This window comes from Qiania dongpingensis (assembly GCF_014337195.1).
In the GTDB taxonomy this organism is placed as follows: Bacteria; Bacillota; Clostridia; order Lachnospirales; family Lachnospiraceae; genus Lientehia; species Lientehia dongpingensis.
This window is the reverse complement of the sequence record NZ_CP060634.1, coordinates 1,438,112-1,461,875: the sequence shown is the minus strand read 5'-3', so window position 1 is coordinate 1,461,875 and position 23,764 is coordinate 1,438,112. Positions and strand designations below refer to the sequence as shown.

Here is a 23,764-nt window from a genome sequence, read left to right as displayed (position 1 = left end):
TTATGATAAGGAGGCTTGCCTATGGGAAACGAAAAATATGTGCCTGTCATTGAAGGAAACCTTAGGAAACATATGGTGCTGCTGCCGGAGATCGTGGAAGAAGCCAGCGGCATACGGATTTTTGGAAAACTGATCAAGTCACTGGTGTTCACCACAGATATCGCAATCATCCGAAACTGCAACGCCAATGCGGTCATGGCGGTTTATCCGTTCACGCCCCAGCCCATCATCACCCACGCCTTGATCACGGCTTCTGATCTGCCGGTACTCTGCGGGGTCGGAGGGGGAACAACAACGGGAAAACGTGTGACAAATCTGGCGGAAGATGCGGAATTTCAGGGAGCCCAGGGTGTGGTGGTGAATGCGCCGACCCCCAATGAGACACTGGAATATCTGCGGAAAAAAGTGGAGATCCCAATCGTCATAACGGTAGTATCGGAAAAGACGGATATCGCGAAGCGTCTGGAGAGCGGCGCTTCCATCCTGAATGTGTCAGGAGCAGAAAAGACACCGGAGATTGTGGCGAAGATACGGGAAGAATTCCCCCATGTGCCGATCATCGCTACGGGAGGCAATACGAGCGACAGCATCCGACGCACCATTAACGCGGGCGCCAACGCTATCACCTATACTCCTCCTTCCAACGGCGAGATTTTTAAAGAAATGATGAACAAATACAGAATGGAAAAATATATCATTTAGAGAATAAACCATAGACAGCCGACAGGGCGGCGCCTAAAAAGAGGAAGAAATCCGCGATATTGAATATGATATGGCGGATTTTTTTAATGGGAAGACGAATGTAATCCACCACATAGCCGCGGAACAGACGGTCGCAGAGGTTGGAAGCGGCTCCTCCGAGTAAAAAGGAGGCGCCGACCTTACCGAGGCTTCCAGCTTTTTTAGCAAAAAGCCAGAGAGTCCACAGGAGGAGCGGGATCAAGGTAAGGACGGAAACCTTCTTTACCAGCTCCGGCTTGTCTTCCAGCTTATTTAAGAGGAAGCCTCTGTTGTGATGCTTTTCCAGACGGATCCCGTTGTCAAGGCGGATGGGGAAAGCGTCATCCTGCTGGGCCTCGATTCGGTTTTTGAGAAATTGATCCAGGCCGAAGATGAACGCGGCCAGAATGAGGTATACCATGAACAGCTCCTCCTTTTCTTATGAAAAGCCGGTCTATAATCGTTCAGCCAGCTCTTTGATATATGCCGCCACGGGCTCCTGAAGCTCCTCTCTTTTCAGAGCGAAATCCAGGGTGGCCTGAATGAAGCCGAATTTGTCGCCTACATCATAACGGTGTCCTTCAAAATCGTAGGCATAAACCGCCTGGGTATACATGAGTCTTTTGATGGCGTCGGTCAGCTGGATTTCTCCTCCCGCCCCGACTCCCTGAGTCTCCAGGTAATCAAAGATTTCCGGCTTCAGGACATAACGTCCCAGGACGGCCAGATTACTGGGAGCATCCTCCAGCTTGGGCTTTTCTACCATATCATAGAGCTTTTTAAGGCGGGAATCACAGGCGGGCTGATGAACCGACGGCGCGACAATGCCATATTTATGGACCTGGCTGTCCGCTACCTGCTGGACGCCTACCACGGAAGCGCCGATGAGGTTATAGGCGTCTATCAGCTGCTGAAGCGCCGGCCGGCCCTCTTCGTTGATGACGACGTCGTCCCCCAAAAGCACGGCAAAGGGATCGTTTCCAATGAAGGATTTGGCGCATAAAATGGCATGTCCCAGCCCGCGGGGCTCCTTTTGACGGACATAGTAGATATTGGCCAGTCCGGCGATACTGTTGATCAGGTCAGCCTCACACTGCTTGCCGGATTCCAGAAGCCGGGCCTCCAGCTCGTAATTTTTATCAAAATGATTTTCCATACAGTGCTTGTTGGAATTGGTGATGATGAGGATCTCTTCAATTCCGCTCTGTACGGCTTCTTCGACGATATACTGAATGGTGGGAATGTCTACGATAGGCAGCATTTCCTTGGGGATCGCCTTGGTGGCGGGGAGGAAACGCGTGCCCAGGCCGGCGGCCGGAATGACAGCTTTTTTCACAGGTTTTTTCTGCATAATGAATTCTCCTTCTGTCCATGATAAAATCAGGACTTTAATAACTTTATCATATCAGCACCGGCCGAAAAAGTAAAGATATCTTCGCATTACGGTCCATTGCAGCATTGCAAAAGAAGGTGGATTATGATATATTATAAATACTTGTGCAATGATATGATCTTTGCAAATCTTACCAATTCAGGAGGTTTCCCATGAAAGGTATTATTCTTGCCGGAGGAAGCGGCACACGTCTGTATCCCCTGACAAAAGTGACATCGAAACAGCTGCTGCCCATTTATGATAAACCGATGATCTATTATCCGTTATCTGTACTGATGAATGCCGGGATCCGGGAGATCCTCATCATCTCCACGCCGGATGATACGCCGCGTTTTGAGTCCCTGTTGGGGGACGGGAATCAGTTCGGCATCGAGCTGTCTTATGCGGTACAGCCCAGTCCTGACGGATTGGCTCAGGCATTTATCATCGGCGAGGAGTTTATCGGCAGTGATTCGGTCGCCATGGTGCTCGGAGACAATATTTTTCATGGACATGGCCTTACGAAGCGCCTGCAGGAAGCGGCGGCAAAGGATAAGGGAGCGACTGTGTTCGGATATTATGTGGACGATCCGGAGCGGTTCGGCATTGTGGAATTCGACGAGGACGGGAAAGCAATCTCCCTGGAGGAGAAGCCGGCCCATCCCAAATCCAACTATTGTGTGACTGGACTTTATTTTTACGACAACCGGGTCGTGGAATACGCAAAGAATCTGAAACCTTCCGCCCGGGGAGAGCTGGAGATCACCGATCTGAATAAGATTTATCTGGAAGCCGGCGAACTGGAAGTGACTCTTTTAGGACAGGGCTTCACCTGGCTGGATACGGGGACTCATGAATCCCTGGTGGACGCTACCAATTTCGTGAAGACGGTGGAGACTCATCAGCACCGCAAAATAGCCTGCCTGGAGGAGATTGCGTATCTGCGCGGATGGATCAGCAAGGGTGAGCTTATGAAGACCTATGAGGTCCTAAAGAAGAACCAGTATGGAGCCTATCTGAAGGATGTCATGGATGGGAAATATATTGATAAGAAATTTGACTGACGGCAGTTCCAATGCGGAAAGCAAGATAGAAAAAGTGAGGAAATGACATGAAGATTTTAGTGACGGGTGGAGCCGGCTTCATCGGCGGGAATTTTGTGCATTACATGGTTAATAAATATCCGGAGGATCAGATCGTGAATCTGGACCTTCTGACTTACGCCGGAAATTTGGAGACGCTTAAGCCGGTGGAGGACAAGCCCAATTATTCGTTTGTCAAGGGTGACATTGCCGACAGGCCTTTTATCATGGATCTGTTCGAAAAAGAAAAATTTGATGTGGTGGTGAACTTTGCGGCGGAGAGCCACGTGGACCGGTCCATCACGAATCCGGGGCTTTTTGTGCAGACCAATGTGCTCGGTACCCAGGTACTGCTGGATGCTTCCAGGGCATATGGAGTGAAGCGGTATCATCAGGTGTCCACCGATGAAGTATACGGAGATCTGCCCCTGGACAGGCCGGACCTCTTCTTTACGGAGGAGACTCCGATACACACCTCCAGTCCCTATTCAGCCAGCAAGGCGAGCGCCGATCTTTTTGTCCTTGCGTATTACAGGACCTTCGGAATGCCGGTGACGGTATCGAGATGTTCCAATAACTATGGCCCGTACCATTTCCCGGAGAAGCTGATTCCCCTGATGATCAGCCGGGCTCTGGCAGATGAAAGTCTTCCGGTATATGGAAAAGGAGAAAATGTCCGCGACTGGCTTCATGTTTCCGATCACTGCGCGGCCATCGACCTGATTATCCGGAAGGGGACGGTAGGAGAAGTCTATAATATCGGCGGGCACAATGAACGCACGAATCTGGAAGTAGTGAAGACCATCTTAAAAGCCCTTGGCAAGCCTGAAAGCCTCATTCAATATGTGACGGACAGGCCCGGCCATGACCGCCGCTATGCCATCGATCCCACGAAGATTGAATCGCAGCTCGGTTGGAAGCCCCAGTATACCTTTGATACGGGAATTGAAATGACCATTCAGTGGTATCTGGACAATCAGGACTGGTGGAAGCACATCCTGAGCGGAGAATACAGCAATTATTTTGAAAAAATGTACGGCGGCCGCCTGCAAGGCGGAGAACGCGGATAATAGGGGAGGCAGGAACATGAAGGTTCTGGTAACAGGCGTAAAGGGTCAGCTGGGTTATGATGTGATGAATGAGCTGGCCAAAAGGAATATAGAAGCGGTTGGAGTGGACATTGAAGAGATGGACATTACCGACGCGGAAGCAGTGAGGCGCGTCATCACGGCAGCCGGAGTGGACGCGGTGATTCACTGCGCTGCTTATACGGCGGTGGATGCGGCGGAGGACAATATGGAACTCTGCCGGAGAATCAATGCCGGAGGTACGGAAAATATTGCCGTGGTCTGCAGAGAGCTGGATATAAAGATGATATATATCAGCACGGACTACGTGTTTGACGGCCAGGGCACCAGGCCCTGGGAGCCGGACGACAGCAGGAACCCGCTCAATGCATACGGCGTAGCGAAATACGAGGGCGAGCTGGCGGTGGAGAAGCATCTGACAAAATATTTCATCGTCCGCATAGCTTGGGTATTTGGAGTGAACGGTAAGAACTTCATTAAGACCATGCTGCGCCTCGGCGAAGAAAAAGGAGCCGTGAGCGTAGTGGACGACCAGATCGGTTCTCCCACCTACACCTATGATCTGGCCCGGCTGCTGGTGGACATGGTGCAGACAGAGAAATACGGGAGATACCATGCCACCAATGAGGGACTTTGCAGCTGGTATGAGTTCGCCTGTGAGATATTCAGGCAGGCAGGCATGGACGTGAAAGTAACCCCGGTCAGCAGCAGCGAATTCCCGGCGAAGGCGAAAAGGCCTCAGAACAGCCGGATGTCGAAGGATAAACTGGAGGAAAATGGATTTGAAAGGCTTCCTTCCTGGCAGGATGCCCTGAAAAGATACCTGAAGGTTCTCGGAAAATAAGCATGAGGAGCCGGACGGCGGCCATAGAATATATGGAGAAGAGGTTTCGAGACAGCTGTCCTGGAACCTTTTCCTGCTCTAAGAAAGGCCTTTTTCGCTGAGGATGGGCCTGGGGACTTGGAAACTCCGGCCGTTAAAGGCCGGGAGAATCAAATGACTGGAAGATAGGAGAATGATATGGGTAAGTATTTTGGCACGGATGGCTTCCGCGGAGAGGCCAATAAAGTACTGACGGTGGAACACGCATATAAGGTAGGACGGTTTCTTGGCTGGTATTACAGTCAGGAAAACGGCAGAAAATGCCGGGTGGTGATCGGCAAGGATACCAGGAGAAGCAGCTATATGTTTGAATATTCTCTCGTGGCGGGCCTGACTGCCTCAGGGGCAGACGCTTATCTGCTTCATGTGACTACCACTCCCAGCGTGTCTTATGTGGTGCGGACCGAGGACTTCGACTGCGGCATCATGATCTCCGCCAGTCACAATCCTTTTTATGACAACGGGATCAAGGTCTTAAACGGCAGAGGAGAAAAACTGGAAGAAGAAGTGAGCGATAAGATCGAGGCATATATAGACGGGGAGACAGGCGAGATCCCGTTTGCTGTCCGGGAGGAAATCGGAAGGGCTGAGGACTATTCTCAAGGAAGAAACCGGTATGTCGGATATTTGATCTCTCTTGCCACACGCTCCTATAAAGGCATGAAGGTGGGCCTGGACTGTTCCAACGGCAGCGCATTTTCCATAGCCAAGAACGTTTTTGACGCGCTGGGCGCCAAGACGTATGTGATAAACAATGAGCCGGACGGCACGAACATTAACCTGAACTGCGGTTCCACTCATATTGAGGTCCTGCAGGAGTATGTGGTGGAGAACCAGCTGGATGTGGGATTTGCCTATGACGGAGATGCCGACCGGTGTATCGCGGTGGATGAAAACGGACGCGTAGTGGACGGAGACCTGATCCTTTATATCTGCGGCCTGTATATGAAGGAGAGGGGAATGCTGGATACGAATACGGTGGTGACGACGGTCATGTCCAACATTGGCCTTTATAAAGCGCTGGATATTGCGGGTATCCGTTATGAGAAGACGAATGTGGGCGACCGGTTCGTATACGAAAATATGGTGAGCAACGGGCACCGTCTGGGCGGCGAACAGTCCGGACATATCATTTTCAGCAAGTATGCTTCTACGGGAGACGGCATTCTGACCTCTCTGAAGTTAATGGAAGTGATGCTGGAAAAAAAGGAGAAGCTCGGAAAGCTGACCTCACCGGTGGACATCTATCCTCAGCTCCTTAAAAATATCCGGGTGAAGAGTAAGCCGGAAGCAAGGGAAGATGCCGATGTGAAGAAAGCGGTGGAAAAAGTGGCGGACGCTCTTGGAAATGACGGTAGGATATTGGTCCGGGAGAGTGGGACAGAGCCGTTAATTCGTGTCATGGTGGAAGCGAAGACAGATGAACTGTGCGAAAAATATGTTTCGGATGTACTCGAAGTCATAAAGGCAAAGGGACATGAAGCATAGGAGAAGCTCATCCGGCAGGCGCTGGATCTTTCTGGCGCTGTCGATACTTTGGATGCTGGTTATTTTTACGTTTTCCGTTCAGGACGGAGAAGCCTCCGGGTCGATCAGCATTACCGTGTCGTCGGCTCTTCATCTGCCGGAATGGCTGATACGAAAAGGGGCCCATATGGCGGAATATGCAGTCCTGGCCGTTCTTTTGTCCGGGCTCTTTTCCACATTTCCATCCATGGGGAGGCGAAAGCAGGGAGTAGCAGCATGGCTTTTTTCTATTCTGTATGCAGCGACCGATGAATTTCATCAGATGTTCTCCGGAGGCCGGACGCCGGCAGTCCGCGACGTGCTGATAGACGGAGCGGGGGCGGCCCTGGGAGCAGCTTTGTTTTTCTGGGCTGTCTGGATGAAAGAGAAGCGGCGGAGAAAGACACAGGAGCAGATTGACTGGAAGGATCTAACGAAAAAAGGAAGAGGATAACATGAGACCCTGGGAAGCAAATATCAGAAAAGTAGTACCATATGTGCCCGGTGAACAGCCGAAAAAAGAGCGGATGATCAAGCTGAACACCAATGAGAACCCTTATGACCCGGCTCCGGCAGTGCGGAGGGCGGCGAGGAGCTTCGAAACGGGGGAGCTTCGGCTTTATCCAGACCCATCGGCGGCTGTCTTGGCGGATGCCCTGGCGGAGAGGTACGGTCTGGATTCCGACCAGGTATTTGTGGGAGTCGGTTCCGATGACGTTCTGGCAATGGCGTTTCTTACTTTTTTTAATTCTGAGAAACCGATCCTGTTTCCCGACATTTCCTATTCTTTTTACAGTGTGTGGGCAGATCTGTACAGAATTCCATATGAGAGGCCGGCCTTGGATGAAGAATTCCGGATCCGGAAGGAAGATTATTATAAGGAGAACGGCGGAGTGATCTTCCCGAATCCCAATGCTCCTACGTCCCTTGCCATGGAAATCGGCGACGTGGAGGACATCATTGCCCACAACCAGGATGTGGTTGTGATCGTGGATGAGGCGTATATAGATTTTGGCGGAGAATCTGCTCTCGGGCTGCTCTCCAAATATGAGAACCTTCTGGTCGTCCAGACCTTTTCCAAATCCCGTTCCATGGCCGGCATGCGGATTGGCTATGCGATGGGGAACAAGACGCTGATAAAGGCGCTGAACGACGTAAAGTATTCCTTTAACTCTTATACGATGAACCAGACCTCCCTCTGCCTGGGGACGGAAGCCGTTAAAGCGGAGGATTATTTTCAGGAGGTCATCGGTAAGATTAAGGCCACGAGAGAACGGTCAAAGGAACGCCTGTCCCGCCTGGGGTTCGTCTATCCCGAGCCGAGCGCAAACTTTATATTTGCCAGACATCCTGGCGCCGATGCGAGGAAGTTATTTGAGGCATTGAAAAAGGAAGACATCTATGTAAGGTATTTTGACGCGCCGAGGATCGACCAGTATCTGCGGATCACCATCGGTACGGATGAACAGATGGACATACTTTTTGATTTCCTTGAAAGATATCTGCAGCGTTGACAAATAGGAAATGCCCTGTTATCATTTAAGGAGAACAAGGGCGTTTCTTCTATATGAAGGAGTACGCCCGTTTTTAGTATAAAAAAGGAGCGGTGTCATATGAGTGAAAACAGATATAGCAAAGAGGATATCCTCCGCATGGCAGAGGAAGAGGATGTGGAGTTTGTCCGCCTTCAGTTCCCGGATATCTTCGGCGTACTGAAAAATATGGCGATCACAGCCAGCCAGCTGGAGAAGGCCCTGAACAATGAATGCAGCTTTGACGGCGTATCAATAAACGGATATGGAGAGCTGTCAAAAACAGATCTGTTCCTTTCACCGGATCTGAACACATTTGAGATTTTTCCCTGGCGTCCTCAGCAGGGGAAGGTAGCCCGCCTGATCTGCAATGTCTACAATGCCGACGGTACCCCATATGCGGCGGATACCCGTATGGTCCTTAAGCGGGTCGTGGAAAAGGCGAGGAAGATGGGGTATGTCTTTAAGGTGGAGCCGGAGTGTGAATTCTTTTTGTTCCACATTGACGACGGAGGGATGCCGACTACCGTCACTCATGAGCACGCCGGATATTTCGACGTCGGCCCGGTGGATTTTGCCGAAAATGTGCGGCGCGATATTGTACTAAATCTGGAGGAGATGGGATTTGAAGTGAAATCTTCCCATCATGAGAAAGCGCCCGGCCAGCATGAGGTGGACTTTAAATACAGCGATGTCCTGAATACGGCGGACAATCTGCTCACCTTTAAGATGACGGTAAAGTCCATAGCAAAGCGGCACGGTCTTCATGCCACCTTCATGCCGAAGCCGAAATCAGATGTGGACGGGTCGGGGATGCATATCAACATGTCCCTCTGGGATGAAAAAGGAAATGATGTATTTTATGATGAGGACGATGCATATAAAATCAGTGGGACCGCACGCTGTTTCATGGCAGGCATCCTGAGACACATCGGCGCCATTACGGCGCTTACCAATCCTCTTGTCAACTCTTATAAACGTCTTACCCCCGGATTTGAGGCGCCGGTATACGCCACCTGGTCCGCTGAGACCACCTTTGCCCTTCTCCGTGTGCCGTCGGTCATCGGAACACATGCGAAGCTGGAGCTGCGCTCCCCTGACCCGACCGCCAATCCGTATCTGGCGTTTGCCGCCTGTCTGGCGGCAGGGCTTCAGGGAATCGAGGAGAAGCTGGAGCTTGCTCCAAGCGTGGATACCAACGTATCCGCCTGGACGGATGAAGAGCGAAGGAATCTGGACATCGAACGGCTTCCTAAAAACATGTGCGATGCGATAAACGCGCTGGAGGATGACAAGTTTATTGTAGAAGTGATAGGAGAGGCAGTCGCAGGACAGTATATCCGTGCCAAGAGACAGGAATGGAACACATATCGCAGACAAGTGACTGAATGGGAGATCAAGGAGTACCTGAACCGTTATTAGATCAGATCAGACCCATAAGTTGACTTGGAGGTGACAGCGTGGCTAATATTATAGTGGTCTTTCCCAAGGCGGAGGATGCGAAGAACGTCCGGAATATCCTGACCCGGAATGGTTTCAACGTCACGGCTGTCTGTACCACGGGCGCTCAGGTCCTGAACTATGCGGACAGCCTGGATGACGGGGTAGTGGTATGCGGATACCGGTTTGCGGACATGAGATATGCAGAGCTTCACGATTATCTCCCGGATGGTTTTCAGATGCTATTGGTGGCGTCCCAGCAGTACTGGGGAGAATGCACAGCCGACAATCTGGTGTGTGTCAGCATGCCGCTCCGCCTTCATGATCTCATTGACACCCTGGCCATGATGGAGGAAGCACTGGTAAGAAGGCGCAGAAAACTGAAAGAGCGCCCGAGGCAGAGAAGCGCAGAAGACAAAGAGGCTATCCTGAAAGCAAAAGAGGTCCTGATGGAGCGCAATAATATGACAGAAACGGAAGCGCATCGCTACATACAAAAATGCAGCATGGACAGCGGCACCAATATGGCGGAAACCGCTCAGATGATCCTAAGCATTATGAAACAGTGATGGGCTGGAAAGGTGGTATGGATTGCGGTTTACGAAGATGCACGGTCTTGGCAATGACTATGTATATGTAAACTGTTATGAGGAAAGCATTGAGGCGCCTGCTCTGGTGGCGAAAGCGGTCAGCGACAGGCACTTTGGCATCGGGGCCGACGGGCTGATCTTGATTCAGCCGTCGGAAAAGGCCGACTGCCGGATGGTGATGTACAATGCGGACGGTTCCAGAGGCGCGATGTGCGGCAATGGAATCCGGTGCGTGGCAAAATATGTGTACGAGAGCGGACGGGTGCAGTCCCCCCGTATGAACATTGAGACTGACAGCGGGATACGGAGGCTTTTTTGCAGGACCAGAAATGGAAAAATAAATCTGGTGGATGTGGAGATGGGAATTCCTGTGGTGGAGAAACGAGAGGTGCTGGAAGCCGGAGGCAGGAGTTTTTCTTTCACTCCGGTGAACATGGGAAATCCCCATGCGGTCCTTTTCTATACAGACGTGGAAAGCCTGGACCTTATGGATCTGGGACCGCTCCTGGAACGACATGAGAGGTTTCCTGACCGGACAAATGTGGAATTTGCCCAGGTGCTGGACGCCCAGAATATCAGGCTGAGGGTTTGGGAACGAGGCACCGGCGAGACCATGGCATGCGGTACAGGGGCCTGTGCGGCCTGTGCGGCCGCCATATCCATGGGGCTTGTGAAGCGGAAGGTCGTGATGCACCTGACGGGAGGCCGCCTGGATATCACCTGGGCGAACCCGGGAGGGCCGATGGTCATGACAGGCCCCGCGGCGGAGGTGTTCCGCGGCGAGATCTCACTTAAAGACTTTTTGAAAAACTAGGACAGAATAAACGGAGGATGTGAATTATGTACAAGATCAATGAAAATTATCTGAAGCTGCCGGGGAGCTATCTGTTCTCCACCATTGGAAAGAAGGTCAGAGAGTATTCGGAGGCCAATCCGGACAGAGAGATCATCCGGCTGGGGATCGGCGATGTCACGCAGCCGATCGCGCCTGCCATCATTCAGGCTATGCATAAAGCTGTGGATGAGATGGGGGTTCAGGAGAGCTTTCGCGGATATGCTCCGGATCTCGGATATGAATTCCTGCGGAATGCGATTTCGGAATGCGATTATAAAGCCAGAGGATGTGAGATCGCGGCAGATGAGATATTCGTCAGCGACGGCGCAAAATGTGATTCCGGGAATATCCAGGAAATTTTCAGCGTGGACAATAAGATTGCGGTCTGCGATCCGGTATATCCTGTTTATGTGGATACCAATGTCATGGCAGGACGGACAGGGACCTATAATCCGGACACTGGAATGTGGAGCGATGTGATCTACATGCCCTGTACGATGGAGAACGGCTTTTCTCCCGATCTGCCCGCTGAGACACCGGACATCATCTACCTTTGCTTTCCCAATAACCCTACCGGTTCCACGATCACGAAGGACCGGCTTCAGGAATGGGTGGACTATGCCAATCAATCCGGCGCTGTGATCATTTACGATGCGGCATATGAGGCCTATATCGCAGAAGACGACGTGCCTCATTCGATATATGAATGTGAAGGCGCCAGGACCTGTGCCATTGAGCTGAAAAGCTTTTCTAAAAACGCCGGCTTTACAGGTGTCCGCCTCGGGTATACCGTGATTCCGAAAGAGCTTAAATGCGGGGATGTTTCCCTTCATGCCCTGTGGGCCAGACGGCATGGGACTAAATATAATGGCGCTCCTTATATCGTACAAAGAGCGGGGGAGGCCGTGTATTCAGCGGAAGGAAAGAAGCAGCTGAAAGCGCAGGTGGCTTATTACATGAACAACGCGAAGGTCATCTACGAAGGGCTTAAATCCGCCGGCTATACGGTATCAGGAGGTGTGAACGCTCCTTATATCTGGCTTAAGACTCCAGAGAAGATGACATCCTGGGAGTTTTTTGATTTCCTGCTGGAGAGAGCAAACGTGGTGGGGACGCCAGGATCCGGCTTTGGACCCAGCGGAGAAGGATACTTCCGGCTGACTGCGTTTGGCACTTATGAGAACACGGCGAAAGCCATTGAACGGATAAAAGCTCTGTAAAGGGGCCGCCGGTGTTCCGGATCCGTTCTGCATCATGAGGCTGTACTTGACGGTCTCCTCTGATTCTGGAGGAGAAGTTAAGTATAGCCTTTTATATTAGTTCTGTAAGAATTCGACAGTTTTTTACATGCGCTTTACTCGGTTAAATGTTTAAAGTGTACAAAGGAATTTGCTGTTATTATAAGCTAAAATAATTTAAAAGTGTGAAAGTTTTTTTCAGGGCGGTGGTGAATTTCCATAAAAATGTCGACAATATTTGGTAATAAAGCACGAAATCCAAAGGAAATCCGGAAAATTATTAAAAAAAATTTCACGGGAGGGTTATTTTACATGTATATCCGATTGACAAAGCTGTGCAATTATCCTATAATCAGTATCATAAAGTTAATGAAATTGTTCAATAGGACGAACAGATTATCGGCATGGCTTTGGGGGAAATGAGATGGGGATGAATGATTTGGTAATTGATACAATTAAAGAAAACTACCAGCAGATGTTCTCCGCAGAAAAAAAGGTGGCCGATTTTATCCTTCAGAATCCGGAGCGGACAGTTTCTGCCAATGTCTCTGAACTGGCGGAATTGAGCGGAGTCAGCGACGCTACGGTCATCCGTATGTGCAAGCATCTGGGATACCAGGGGTTCTACCAGATGAAACTGAATCTGGCCAGGGATCTGGGACAGCATCAGCTGGTGGGCTACTGCGGCGATCAGGATAACCCTGACACGGCGAAAGCCATTCTGCAGGGAATTGCCCGGAATCTTCTGAATACGGCTTCTAAGCTCGATATGAATGTGATACTTGGCTGTGCAAAAATGATTCGGGAGAGCGAGATGGTGCATGCGGTTGCGGTCGGAAATACGAGTCCGGTCGCTATTGACCTGGGATTCCGGCTTGGCCGTCTGGGGATTCGTACCAGCAGCGCATTGGTGCCGGAATATTTTTTGAGCAATATCAGCCTGGGAAGCAAAAAAGACGTCATAGTGGCGATCTCCCATTCCGGGAGCTCCAGACAAGTAATACAAGCTTTGGAGCTGGGACGGGATAAGGGGATGAAGAGCATCGCGATAACGGGATCCGCCAGGAGTCCGGTTTCCCAGATTGCGGATTATACGCTCAATATACCCGTGGAAGATCCTTTGTTCAGCGAGTTCGGAGCGATTTCCCACGTATACGCCATGGCGGTCATTGATGCCCTTTTGTATTTTGTGGCCAACGCGGAAAGAGGGCCGAGGGATGTGGACAGGCTGGAGATGCTGCTCGCGGAATATAAGCTTTGACGGGCAGAAAAAGAAAGTTATCATATTTTAAATTTATATAAAAAGGTGGAAAAAATGGCATATCAGGATAAATACGAGGAGTATCTGAACCAGATCCCGGCCGATATCGAGAAGTGCAGGGCAGATGGAAAGCGTCATGTGTTCGGGTATACCAGCAATTATGATGTGGTCCTTAAATGGGATGTGGCTGTTTACAATCAGATTCTGAAAGAATATCTGAAAGATGAACCCAGCGCCAAAGCAGGCGACACGATGGATACTATGGAGGATTTTGCCAGGATCAGCAGCTATTGTCTGATGAAAGGGATCGGGGCGAATTTCGATATAACGAGTGTGGAGATCTGCGAATACCTGCAGAGCCATTTTGAATCGGAACCGGCTCTGGGAGGAACCTGCGCACAGGGGGCCGCGGCTCTGGCGGCGATGGGATTTCCCATGGTTGCGCAGCTCACAGATAAATGCAAAGAGGTTTGTAAGATGATGGACGCTTCTGATATGAGGGTCGTGAAGGGCGAAAACCTGGTGCCCATCATGGAAGGCGCATCCGACGAACCGCCTGTGTATCATATGATCCTTCAGTTCTCGAAGGATGACAAGATCGTCGTTCATGGAAAGGAATATGCGGTGCCTCTGTCGAACCGCCTGATTCTGTTCTATGATAAGATACATAAAACGGTGCCGATCGATCAGTGCTTTTTTGACTATTGGAATGCCCATGCGGATGACATTTCATCTTATCTGGCTGCCGGCTTTGATGCGGTGATCGATAAGGGGATCATGGAAGAGCGGCTGGATCAGCTCTGCAGGCACTTTGAGATTATGAGGGAGAAGAATCCGGATTTCATCTTTTACTTCGAGGGGGCGTTTTACATGAACCCTGAGGTAAAGGAGATGATCTTCAGGCGTCTGGCTCCGTATGCGAATATCTTTGGGAGCAATGAAGAAGAGCTGGTCGCACAGAATGAGAAATATGGAATAGAGACAGATATCACGGATATAGAATCGGTGATCGATGGAATCGAGGCTCTCCTTACACGCTACGGTATAAGGGGCATGGTGCTTCACACAAAGGACTATTCTCTGTATTATGGAGAAGAACTTGCCGGAATCGATATTGAAAAAGGGCTGACCATTGGAAATCTGATGTCAGGCACCAGAGCGCGGATCGGTAAATATGGCAGTCAGGATGAATGCCGTGAGAGCCTGGCACTTGGACTCAGTCCCACAGGCCTTGCTTTCCACGAGAGGTTGAGGGAACTGAAGCCTGCAAAGCAGGCGGTACTCGTACCGTCCAGATATCTGGAGCATCCGAAATACACCATTGGCCTGGGAGATACTTTTGTGGCAGGGGTGCATACTTGCTTTGAATAATAAAAAAGATAAAGTGAGGAAAAGCCATGGCATATTTAATGGGAATTGATCTGGGGACATCCAGCCTGAAAACGATTATCATCGATGAAGCTGGAAATGTAAAGGCAGTGAGCGCCAGACCGTATCAATTTGCTTCTCCCTGCGGCGGGTATGCGGAACATGACCCGAGGGAATGGTGGAAGGCCTGCTGCGAAACGGTAAAAGAGGCACTGGCAGCGTGTGGTGCGCCGGCCTCTTCGGTGAAAGGAGTGAGCTTCTCCGGCCAGATGCACGGAGCAGTGCTCCTGGATAAGGACTATCAGGTGATTCGTCCTGCGATTCTTCACTGTGACGCCCGTTCTGCCGTACAGGTGGAAGAGATCAAGGCTGCTCTCGGCATGGATAGGGTTCGGGAGCTCATCATGAATCCGGTGTATACGGGATTCCTGCTTCCGTCTTTGATGTGGGTGCGGGATAATGAACCGGAGAATTATGAAAAAGTCCGGCATGTGTTTTTGCCTAAGGATTATCTTAAGTTCAGGATGACAGGAGAGGTTTCCTCGGACTATTCCGATGCTTCTGCCACTCTGGCATTTGACATAAAGAGAAACTGCTGGTCGGAAGAGATCCTGAGCGCGGTGGACGTACCGATGGACTTCTTCCCCAGATGCTACGGGACCGATGAGGCTGCGGGAACTGTCTGTGAAGCGGCTTCCAGAGAAACGGGGCTTTCAACATCAACGGTAGTGGTGGCCGGAGGCGGCGACCAGGTGATGCAGGGGATCGGAAACGGGATCACCCAGGCGGGCTCCGCGACATCCAACATCGGGACCAGCGGACAAGTTTCTTTTCAGAGCGATGTGCCGATCATGAATCCGGCGCTCAGTACCAATACATTCTGCGGATATAAAAAAGGCAGATGGTTCACGATGGGAGCCATCATGAACGCAGGATTATCCCTTAAGTGGTTTAACAGCCTCTTTGAGACGGCTGATTTCAACCAGATAAATGAACAAGTTGCAAAAGTGAGACCGGGAAGCGGAGGCGTTATTTTCCTTCCATACCTCAATGGAGAGAGAACCCCTCACGTAAATCCCAACCTGAGCGGGATGTTCTTGGGCGTGAACCTGAATACGGGGCGTCCGGAAATGACCCGGGCGGTTATGGAAGGCGTGGCCTTTGCACTTTATCAGTGTATTGAGGTCTGCGGCAATCTGGGGCTGAAGGCTGATAATATGGTGGCCTCCGGCGGAGGCGCCAGAAGCGGTCCATGGCTGCAGATTCAGGCAGACATTTTCAACATCCCCCTGAAGGTGGCCGATACGGAAGAGCAGGCAGGACTTGGCTCCGCCATTGCGGCCGGAGTCGGGGCAGGCGTCTACCGCGATATTGAGGAAGGATGCAGAGCAGTGGTGAAATACAAGGATATGCTTGTAGTTCCCAATGCTGCGGCTCATGAGGCTTACGAAGAGTATTATCAGCTTTATAAGGATACTTATGAGGCCGGCAGGGATGTTTTGCAGCGAGTAACATTGATGGGGCGGAGACAGTGATGTCGTGCCAAAAAAGAAAGCATAGAGGTGAGAAAAGTTGGGAGAAAACATGAATAACAAAGAAGGGTACATCTTTGAATGTGAAGGCATTTATAAAGCATTCGGCGGTACTCAGGCGTTGGCGGACGTCCAGCTTCATGTCAAGAAAGGCGAGGTTCTTGCACTGCTGGGTGAAAACGGCGCTGGAAAATCCACCCTGATGAAAGCCGTGATCGGCCTCCATCAGCCCGATGCAGGGACCATGACCTTCGAGGGCAGGCCTTATACGGCGAAAGGCCCTGTAGACGCCATGCGTGCAGGTATTTCCATGATTCACCAGGAGCTGAATCCCGAACCGCATCTGACCATTGCGGAGAGTATCTTCCTTAACAGGGAAGACGTACACGGGGGCATTTTCCTGAATAAGAAGCTTCAGAATAAGAGAGCTCAGGAAATTCTGGACCAGTTTGATTTCCCTTATCCTGCGACGACTGTGATGGGGAAACTTACATTGGCTCAGATGCAGATGATAGAGATCATCAAGGCCGTTTCCTGTGACGCGCGTATGATCATCATGGATGAGCCTACCTCCTCTCTGGACAGTGAGGAGACCAACCATCTGTTCCGGGTAATCCGTGATCTGAAGAAAAAAGGTGTGGCGATCATTTATATCTCGCACCGTATGGACGAGATTTTTGAGATCTGCGACAGCGTGGCCGTGTTCCGAGACGGTACGTATGTAGGGGCCCGTTCCATGGACGGCGTAACAAAGGATGAGCTGATTTCCATGATGGTCGGCCGGGAAGTGAAGAACGTATTCCCGAAGGTTGACTGCGAGATCGGTGAAACGGTATTTAAAGTAGAGGGTCTGACCGGCGATGGTTTTGAGAACATCAGCTTTGAAGTCCATAAGGGAGAGATCCTGGGTCTGACCGGGCTGGTAGGTTCCGGACGAAGTGAGACTATGAGGGCGATTTTTGGCCTGGATAAGCTGAAAAGCGGTAAAATATATTTGAACGGAGAAGAGATTGCCATCAAAAGTCCCAGATCTGCGATAAAAAAGGGAATCTGTATGGTGAATGAAGACAGAAAGAACTATGGTCTCTGTCTGTTCCGTTCCATCAGAGAGAACATCTCTCTTCCGAATCTTCCTGAAAAACAGAGCGGCATTCTTATCAACCAGAGGCGGGAGAAAAAAGAATGTGCCGAGGTCGCAAAAAAACTGACGGTCAAGGCGGCCAGCATTGAACATAACGCGTTTTCCCTTTCCGGCGGCAATCAGCAGAAGGTCGTAATCGCAAAATGGGTCATGGCGAATCCGAAGGTCCTTATCCTGGATGAACCTACCCGAGGCGTGGACGTAGGCGCGAAATCGGAAATTCATACATTAATGTGTGAGTTCGCGGCGAAGGGAATGGCGATTATCATGATTTCCTCCGAGCTTCCGGAAGTCATGGGCATGAGTGACAGGGTGCTGATTTACCATGAAGGTAAGCTGAATGGTGAAGTTAGCCGTGAGGAGATTCAGAGTGGTGTGGCAACTCAGGAAGTCATCCTGGCAAAAGAGTTTGGTGGAAAATAGGAGGAGAGAAAAATGGCTGCAAAAAGCGAAAAGAAGATTTTAGGAATGGAGCGGGAAACGTTCCGTCAGTTCATGGGTAAATACGGCATCAGTGTCATCATGGTCATCATGATCATCGCGATCGCGATTTACCGGCCCGTATTCTTAAGCGGTACTAATATCGTAAACATTATCACACAGATTTCCATTAACGGTATGCTGGCATTCGGTATGTGCCTTGCCATCACCACCGGCGGTATCGACCTGACTGTAGGCGCGCAGCTGGCAGTCGTGGGCGTTATCATGGGACAGATGATCACCAATAACGGGCTGCCGATCGCTGTCGGTATTCTGATCGGTGTTGCAGTGTCCACGTTGTTTGGATTTATCAACGGTTTCCTGATCGCCAGATTCAATATGTTCCCCTTCGTTGTTACCTTGTCCATGCAGCTGATCATCCGAGGCGCTGCTCAGGTCATCAGCGGCGGTAAGGCGATCACCTTCGGCGCCGGTGTGAAGAATCTTTACTACGGCAAGCTTTTCGGAGTGATTCCTTATCCCATCGTTGCCCTGTTTGTAGTCTTTGTCATCATGTACATCATGTTCCATTGGACGAAGCTCGGCCGTTATATCCTGGCTGTCGGCGGCAATGCCAATGCGGCTGTTGCTTCTGGTGTCAGTGAGTTCCGGATTAAGGTCATCTGCTATACCATCAGTGGTTTCCTGGCTGGTATCGCAGCTGTGATCATGGCGGCAAAGACAGGGTCCGGCCAGTCCAACCTGGGTGTTGGCTATGAGACGGATGCCGTTGCCGCCAGCGTAATCGGCGGCACCTCTTTCGCGGGCGGTATCGCCACGATGCCCGGTGTGCTCATGGGTATCTTTATCGTAGGCTTTATCTATAACGGCATCAACCTGATCGGTATCAATGCGAACTGGCAGTCCATCATCCGAGGCGCCATCATCATCGGCACGGTTATGCTGGATATGGCCATCAACGGAAGAAACCGTAAATAAGAATCATTTTAGCAGCAGAAAAATGAAGATTTTGCCGCGGCGGAGATATTTCTTCTGCCGCGGCGGAATTATAGGATTCCATGAAATAAAACAACACGAAATTGACGGATTGCGCACAAGCATGGCGAAATAATTGGTAATTGTGCTGGTTTTGGAAAAAATTCTCGATAATATCGGGAAAAATGTCTGGAATCCATTGGTAATAAGTTATAAAACCACGTTGACTTAATAGGATAAATGTGGTAATATAAACAAAGAGCCTGATATGTTCAGGCGAACAAAAAAGGAGGAAAAAGAAATGAAAAAAGTGTTGGCAGTACTTTTAGCGTCAATGATGGTACTCAGTCTGGCGGCTTGTGGAGACAAGAAGACAGAAGAGACCACGAAGGCAGCTGAGAAGACGACCGCTGCAAAGGAAGAGACGACAAAAGCAGCAGAAGAGAAAACGACCGCTGCAAAGGAAGAGACAACAAAAGCGGCAGAAGGAAAAGCAGTGGCTGATGTGAACGGCGACGGCAAGATCATCGTTGGTTATATCTCAAAGAACCTGACTGACCCCTTCCATGGCCCCATCAATGAATATGCAAAAACAACCTTCGATGGCCTGGTAGCAGATGGAACCATTGATGAGTGGACAGGCATCCTGGACGGCAATACCGATGCTCCTACACAGATTAACTGTGCACAGGACTGTATCGCTAAGAAATGTGACTTTGTTATCATCCTGCCCGCAGAGGCAGAAGCTTCTGACCCCGCTGTAGTTCAGATGTCTGAAGCAGGAATCAACGTAGTAGTTGTAAACTCCAAGACCACGAGCACCGACGACCTTGCTCTTGCATACTGCGGTTCTGATGACGTATATGCAGGTACTCTGCTTGGACAGTGGGTACTGGATAACTGCCCCGAAGGCGGCAAGTACATTCACTGCAACGGTATCTTAGGAAACTCCGCACAGATTCAGCGTACAGAAGGTATGCACAAGGTTCTGGATCCTCATCCGGAATTCGAGATGGTTGCTGATGAAGATACGCAGTGGAAGGGCGACCTGGCTGCAAACGCTGCAACTAATGCAATTGCTAAATACGGCGATGAGCTGGTAGCTGTTATCTGCGATAATGATGATATGTCTTCCGCTGCACAGTCTGCTTGTAACGCAGCTGGCAGAAGCGACATCATCTGCGTAGGTGTAGATGGAAACCAGACTCCTCTTGAAATGATCAAAGCTGGTGAGCTTGGCGCTACCGTTCTTCAGGACGGCGTTGGCCAGATGACAGCAGCTGTTAAGGTTATCACAGACATGGTTGCAGGAACTGCTCCCGCAAGCAAAGAAGTTATGGTTGACTTCGTTCTGGTAACCAAGGACAATGTAGACGAATTCCTGAAATAATCCTGAGGGTTGTTCGGTATCTGAATACATAAAGTTAGGGCATGTGCTTTCCGCACATGCCCTTCTTGTTTCAATGCAAGATAATTTAGAGATTTGTCATAGAATATAATATAAAGGAGCGGGTCCTTGTGGATGAGGACCCGCTCCCTATGCGTATTCATCTTATAAAATATGGTTCAATATTATTTCATCAGCGCCTGCATGGAATCTGCCAGCGAAGTCAGCATCAGGTATGAGCTGGTAGCGCCGGCATCCAGAACACCGCGGCTTCTTTCGCCCAGACGGCTGGCGCGGCCAATCTTGGCGATCATGCCTTCGGTTGACTGCCATCCTTCTTTAGCGGCCACTTTCAGATCATCCAGAGCGGCGCTGAAATCCTTGCCGGCTTCCAGAGCGGCACAGAATGCGTCTCTTGCGGGGACCATGGCATCCAATAGGCATTTATCGCCGGGCTTTGCTCCGCCGATGTCCATTACGCCATCCACGGCGTTGCAGATCATATCCTTGAATACATCTGCGTCGATCTCTTCTTTATCTTCACATGCCATGGACATCTCATCAAAGAATACGCCGTACAGAGGGCCCATGGAACCGCCGATATCCTCCAGAAGGGTAGCGCCCAGTATGCTTAAACCTTCGGACATGTTAAACTCTTTGCCGGCTAATTTTTCTCCGGTCATCGTGAAGCCTTTGTTCATATTGATGCCGTGATCGCCATCGCCGATCTTGCCGTCTACTTCACTTAAAAAATCTTTGTTGTCCTGAATCGTCTTGATCAGTCCAAGGACTACAGAACCAGCCTCGCTGTTTTTGAAATTCATGATGATTTCTCCTTTTTATCATTGTATCGTGGAATCTTAACGGAAGGATTATAACTGCTTAAGGCCTACGGAATCAGCGGGCATATCAATGCATTCCTTCAGTTCATCGTCCAGCTTCATAACGGTTAATGTGACTCCCATCATCTCCAGGGAAGTAAAGTAGTTGCCTACATACGCTTTATATACCTTGATGCCTTTTTCAGCCAGCACTTCTTCTACCTTGTTGTATACGATGTACTGCTCCATGACGGGAGTAGCGCCAAGGCCTGAGAGGAGAACGACAACTTCATCTCCGGAAGCGAAAGGCAGGTCGGGAAGGATGATATCCAGCATCTCAACTGCCATTTCATCTGCTGTTTTGATGGGCTCAACCTTAATGCCGGGTTCGCCGTGATGGCCGATGCCGACTTCCATAGTTCCGTCTTCAATCGTGAAGTTGGGATGTCCAACGGCGGGGATGGTACAAGGAGCTGTGCCGATGCCCACAGAACGCGTGTTATCAATGGCTTTCTGAGCAGCTGCTATAACCTCATCCAGGTCTGCTCCCATGGAAGCCTTTGCGCCGCCGACTTTCCACATCAATACCTCGCCGGCAACACCGCGGCGCTTTTCCAGCTCTGTCTTAGGAGCGGATGCACAGTCGTCGTTGGCCACGACGGTCTTAACGGTGATTCCTTCTTTTTTGGCGCTTCTCACGGCCATCTTTACGTTCATATTGTCGCCGGCGTAATTGCCGTAAAGGCAGGCAACGCCTTTTCCGGAATCAGCGGCTCTCATCGCGTCCAGAAACGCTTTTGCGGTAGGTGAGGAGAAAATCTCCCCGGCAGCTACGGCATCGCACATATTCTTTCCGATATAACCGATGAAAGCGGGCTTATGGCCGGAACCGCCTCCGGTCACGATACCTACCTTGCCTTCTACCGGCGCGTTTACGTATTTTAACACACGGGAATTTTCAGTTGCTGCGACGATGTCGGAATTGGCTTTTACAAAGCCCTTTAACATGTCCTCTACTACATAATTCGGATCATTGACGATTCTATTCATGGAATGATTCTCCCTTCAAAAATTAAGTGAGTTGTAATCCGGATGAAGCCGGAATTTATTTACGATAGGAGGCTTCGACCTCCATAATGCGTTCTACTTTAGGGGTGGAGCCGCCGCCGGAAAAATCGCATTTCAGCCAGATATCCACCAGGTATTTCGCCAGTTCAACACCGATGACACGTTCGCCCATGCACATGATCTGAGCGTTGTTGCTCTTTCTGGAGCGTTCGGTGGAGAAGGGATCGTGGCATACAGCAGCGCGGATGCCAGGTACCTTGTTAGCGGTGATGCACATTCCGATGCCGGTGCCGCAGACCAGGATGCCTCTGTCGAATTCTCCCCTTGCCACAGCTTCAGCTACTTTCTGGGCCACATCGGGATAGAGGATCACTTCGCCGGCCTCGGCGCCGAAATCTTTATACTCCACATCCTCTTTTGTGTCCAGATGTTTCATGACGGCTACTTTTAAAGAATAAGCAGCTTCATCACAACCAATCGCAATCTTCATAACATTTACCTCTTTCTTTAAAATAGCCCGCAGGACAGGTTACATTCTGCGGGCCATATTACCTTGATCGGGAATATAAGGAACCCCTACTTTTCCATATTGGTATTAGCTCAGTTTACAGTTCGGCAGCGATGGCCTTTAAATTTGCCAGGCCGTCGCGGGCCAGGTCCTCGCCTGTAGGAGCGAAGGAACGCCAGATCGCGCAGTTGCCGGACAGTTCTTCAAAGCTGGGGTCAAAGGATTCGATGACCAGCGGTCCGTCATATCCAACTTCGTGTACGGCCTGGAAGAATTCCTTAAACGGTACAAGGCCGGTTCCGGGGATGCCCCTGTCGTTTTCATTCACATGAATATAACCCAGATATTCCTTGCCGCAGGTCTTTACGGCTCCGGCAAAGCTCTTCTCCTCGCGGATCATGTGGAAGCAGTCGAGATGGACCTTCATGTTGCCGGTTCCCACATCCTTGCAGAATTTAACAGCGTCTTCCGCGATGTTCAGGAAATGAGTCTCAAAACGGTTTACACACTCTACGCAAATGGTCACATTGCCGGTAGCTTTGGCGTATTCCGCATTTTCTTTCATGCATTCCACAGCCCAGGACCATTCCTGTTCGGTGCGGGGTTTCTTAGTCAGATATCCCCACCCGGCGTAGTTTACGCCGCCCAGGATGGGAGCTCCCAGGTAATTGCAGATGTCGATGCATTTTTTCATGGCTGCTACGGAAGCCTTGCGAATCTCCGGATCGGGGGAGATCGGGTTGGTCTCCGGAGTCAGGGTCGTCGTGCATACGCAGTCGATGCCGACCTTGTCGAGCTCTTTCTTTACGGCCTCTGTCGGGAACGTAAAAGGGTTGGAGATAGCGAAGTCGATGACCTCAAATCCCATCTCTTTTGCTTTGGGGATGATCCATAAATCTTTTTCACTGAAGCTTTCAGCCCAAATAAAGCTGTCTACGCCAAATTTAAAATACATTGGTTGCCCTCCAAATATCAT

Annotated in this window: 23 protein-coding genes; 17 read left to right on the top strand and 6 right to left on the bottom strand. The window is 50.4% G+C overall.

The genetic code is table 11. The features are described from left to right. Nucleotides 1–21: 21 nt before the first annotated feature. Nucleotides 22–702 (top strand): beta/alpha barrel domain-containing protein, encoded by a 681-nt coding sequence (locus H9Q78_RS06960; protein WP_249304578.1) that lies wholly within the window; start codon nt 22–24, stop codon nt 700–702. Here H9Q78_RS06960 and H9Q78_RS06955 read toward each other — a convergent pair. Continuing rightward, nucleotides 695–1,141: a signal peptidase II gene (locus tag H9Q78_RS06955; protein ID WP_249304576.1), complete on the bottom strand. Its 447-nt coding sequence runs from the start codon at nt 1,139–1,141 to the stop codon at nt 695–697. The two genes, H9Q78_RS06960 and H9Q78_RS06955, sit on opposite strands and share 8 nt — an antisense overlap. 33 nt (nt 1,142–1,174) lie before the next feature. Next, entirely contained in the window at nt 1,175–2,071 is an 897-nt protein-coding gene (gene galU / locus H9Q78_RS06950) for a UTP--glucose-1-phosphate uridylyltransferase GalU (protein WP_249304575.1), read from the bottom strand. A gap of 194 nt (nt 2,072–2,265) precedes the next feature. On the opposite strand from galU, the gene rfbA reads away from it, so the two are divergent. The 16 genes from rfbA to H9Q78_RS06870 all read left to right on the top strand — a co-directional run bounded on the left by rfbA (nt 2,266) and on the right by H9Q78_RS06870 (nt 20,394). Next, nucleotides 2,266–3,156, top strand: a complete 891-nt coding sequence (gene rfbA, locus H9Q78_RS06945) for a glucose-1-phosphate thymidylyltransferase RfbA (protein ID WP_249304573.1) — start codon at nt 2,266–2,268, stop codon at nt 3,154–3,156. Between the two features lie 47 nt (nt 3,157–3,203). After that, the gene (gene rfbB, locus H9Q78_RS06940) at nt 3,204–4,244 is read left to right on the top strand and encodes a dTDP-glucose 4,6-dehydratase (RefSeq protein WP_249304570.1); all 1,041 of its coding nucleotides are present in this window, start codon (nt 3,204–3,206) and stop codon (nt 4,242–4,244) included. Between the two features lie 16 nt (nt 4,245–4,260). Beyond that, entirely contained in the window at nt 4,261–5,106 is an 846-nt protein-coding gene (gene rfbD / locus H9Q78_RS06935; RefSeq protein ID WP_249304569.1) for a dTDP-4-dehydrorhamnose reductase, read from the top strand. A gap of 177 nt (nt 5,107–5,283) precedes the next feature. Next, on the top strand, nt 5,284–6,633 hold the full coding sequence (gene glmM / locus H9Q78_RS06930; protein ID WP_249304567.1) for a phosphoglucosamine mutase: 1,350 nt from the start codon (nt 5,284–5,286) through the stop codon (nt 6,631–6,633). After that, complete coding sequence (locus tag H9Q78_RS06925; RefSeq protein WP_249304565.1) at nt 6,623–7,105, top strand: VanZ family protein; 483 nt, start codon at nt 6,623–6,625, stop codon at nt 7,103–7,105. The genes glmM and H9Q78_RS06925 overlap by 11 nt, the downstream gene beginning before the upstream one ends. 1 nt (nt 7,106) lies before the next feature. After that, nucleotides 7,107–8,165, top strand: coding sequence for a histidinol-phosphate transaminase (gene hisC, locus H9Q78_RS06920; RefSeq protein WP_249304563.1), 1,059 nt, complete (start codon nt 7,107–7,109; stop codon nt 8,163–8,165). 99 nt (nt 8,166–8,264) lie between these two features. Then, a complete protein-coding gene (locus H9Q78_RS06915) occupies nt 8,265–9,605 on the top strand; it encodes a glutamine synthetase family protein (RefSeq protein ID WP_249304560.1) in 1,341 nt (446 codons plus the stop codon). Nucleotides 9,606–9,643: 38 nt separating this feature from the next. After that, nucleotides 9,644–10,192, top strand: a complete 549-nt coding sequence (locus H9Q78_RS06910; protein WP_249304558.1) for an ANTAR domain-containing response regulator — start codon at nt 9,644–9,646, stop codon at nt 10,190–10,192. A gap of 22 nt (nt 10,193–10,214) precedes the next feature. Then, nucleotides 10,215–11,027 carry a diaminopimelate epimerase gene (gene dapF, locus H9Q78_RS06905; RefSeq protein WP_283245066.1) on the top strand — a complete coding sequence of 271 codons (813 nt, stop codon included), beginning with the start codon at nt 10,215–10,217 and terminating at the stop codon, nt 11,025–11,027. Between the two features lie 26 nt (nt 11,028–11,053). Beyond that, a complete protein-coding gene (locus H9Q78_RS06900; protein WP_249304557.1) occupies nt 11,054–12,268 on the top strand; it encodes an LL-diaminopimelate aminotransferase in 1,215 nt (404 codons plus the stop codon). A 448-nt stretch (nt 12,269–12,716) separates the two neighbouring features. After that, on the top strand, nt 12,717–13,547 hold the full coding sequence (locus H9Q78_RS06895) for a MurR/RpiR family transcriptional regulator (RefSeq protein WP_249304555.1): 831 nt from the start codon (nt 12,717–12,719) through the stop codon (nt 13,545–13,547). A 54-nt stretch (nt 13,548–13,601) separates the two neighbouring features. Beyond that, the gene (locus tag H9Q78_RS06890; RefSeq protein ID WP_249304554.1) at nt 13,602–14,918 is read left to right on the top strand and encodes an ADP-dependent glucokinase/phosphofructokinase; all 1,317 of its coding nucleotides are present in this window, start codon (nt 13,602–13,604) and stop codon (nt 14,916–14,918) included. A 26-nt stretch (nt 14,919–14,944) separates the two neighbouring features. Beyond that, nucleotides 14,945–16,450, top strand: a complete 1,506-nt coding sequence (gene xylB / locus H9Q78_RS06885) for a xylulokinase (protein ID WP_249304553.1) — start codon at nt 14,945–14,947, stop codon at nt 16,448–16,450. A gap of 49 nt (nt 16,451–16,499) precedes the next feature. After that, nucleotides 16,500–18,011: a sugar ABC transporter ATP-binding protein gene (locus tag H9Q78_RS06880; protein ID WP_249304551.1), complete on the top strand. Its 1,512-nt coding sequence runs from the start codon at nt 16,500–16,502 to the stop codon at nt 18,009–18,011. A gap of 12 nt (nt 18,012–18,023) precedes the next feature. Continuing rightward, entirely contained in the window at nt 18,024–19,007 is a 984-nt protein-coding gene (locus H9Q78_RS06875) for an ABC transporter permease (RefSeq protein WP_147596143.1), read from the top strand. A 265-nt stretch (nt 19,008–19,272) separates the two neighbouring features. After that, nucleotides 19,273–20,394 carry a substrate-binding domain-containing protein gene (locus tag H9Q78_RS06870; RefSeq protein ID WP_249304550.1) on the top strand — a complete coding sequence of 374 codons (1,122 nt, stop codon included), beginning with the start codon at nt 19,273–19,275 and terminating at the stop codon, nt 20,392–20,394. A gap of 182 nt (nt 20,395–20,576) precedes the next feature. Here the strand turns inward: H9Q78_RS06870 and dhaL are convergent, their stop codons facing one another. From dhaL to H9Q78_RS06850, 4 genes are all read right to left on the bottom strand, one after another. Next, a complete protein-coding gene (gene dhaL, locus H9Q78_RS06865) occupies nt 20,577–21,218 on the bottom strand; it encodes a dihydroxyacetone kinase subunit DhaL (RefSeq protein WP_249304764.1) in 642 nt (213 codons plus the stop codon). Between the two features lie 45 nt (nt 21,219–21,263). After that, a complete protein-coding gene (locus H9Q78_RS06860) occupies nt 21,264–22,262 on the bottom strand; it encodes a dihydroxyacetone kinase subunit DhaK (protein ID WP_249304549.1) in 999 nt (332 codons plus the stop codon). A 55-nt stretch (nt 22,263–22,317) separates the two neighbouring features. Continuing rightward, nucleotides 22,318–22,770: a ribose 5-phosphate isomerase B gene (rpiB, locus tag H9Q78_RS06855; protein ID WP_147596139.1), complete on the bottom strand. Its 453-nt coding sequence runs from the start codon at nt 22,768–22,770 to the stop codon at nt 22,318–22,320. 115 nt (nt 22,771–22,885) lie between these two features. Further along, complete coding sequence (locus tag H9Q78_RS06850) at nt 22,886–23,743, bottom strand: sugar phosphate isomerase/epimerase family protein (protein WP_147596138.1); 858 nt, start codon at nt 23,741–23,743, stop codon at nt 22,886–22,888. Nucleotides 23,744–23,764: the final 21 nt, after the last annotated feature.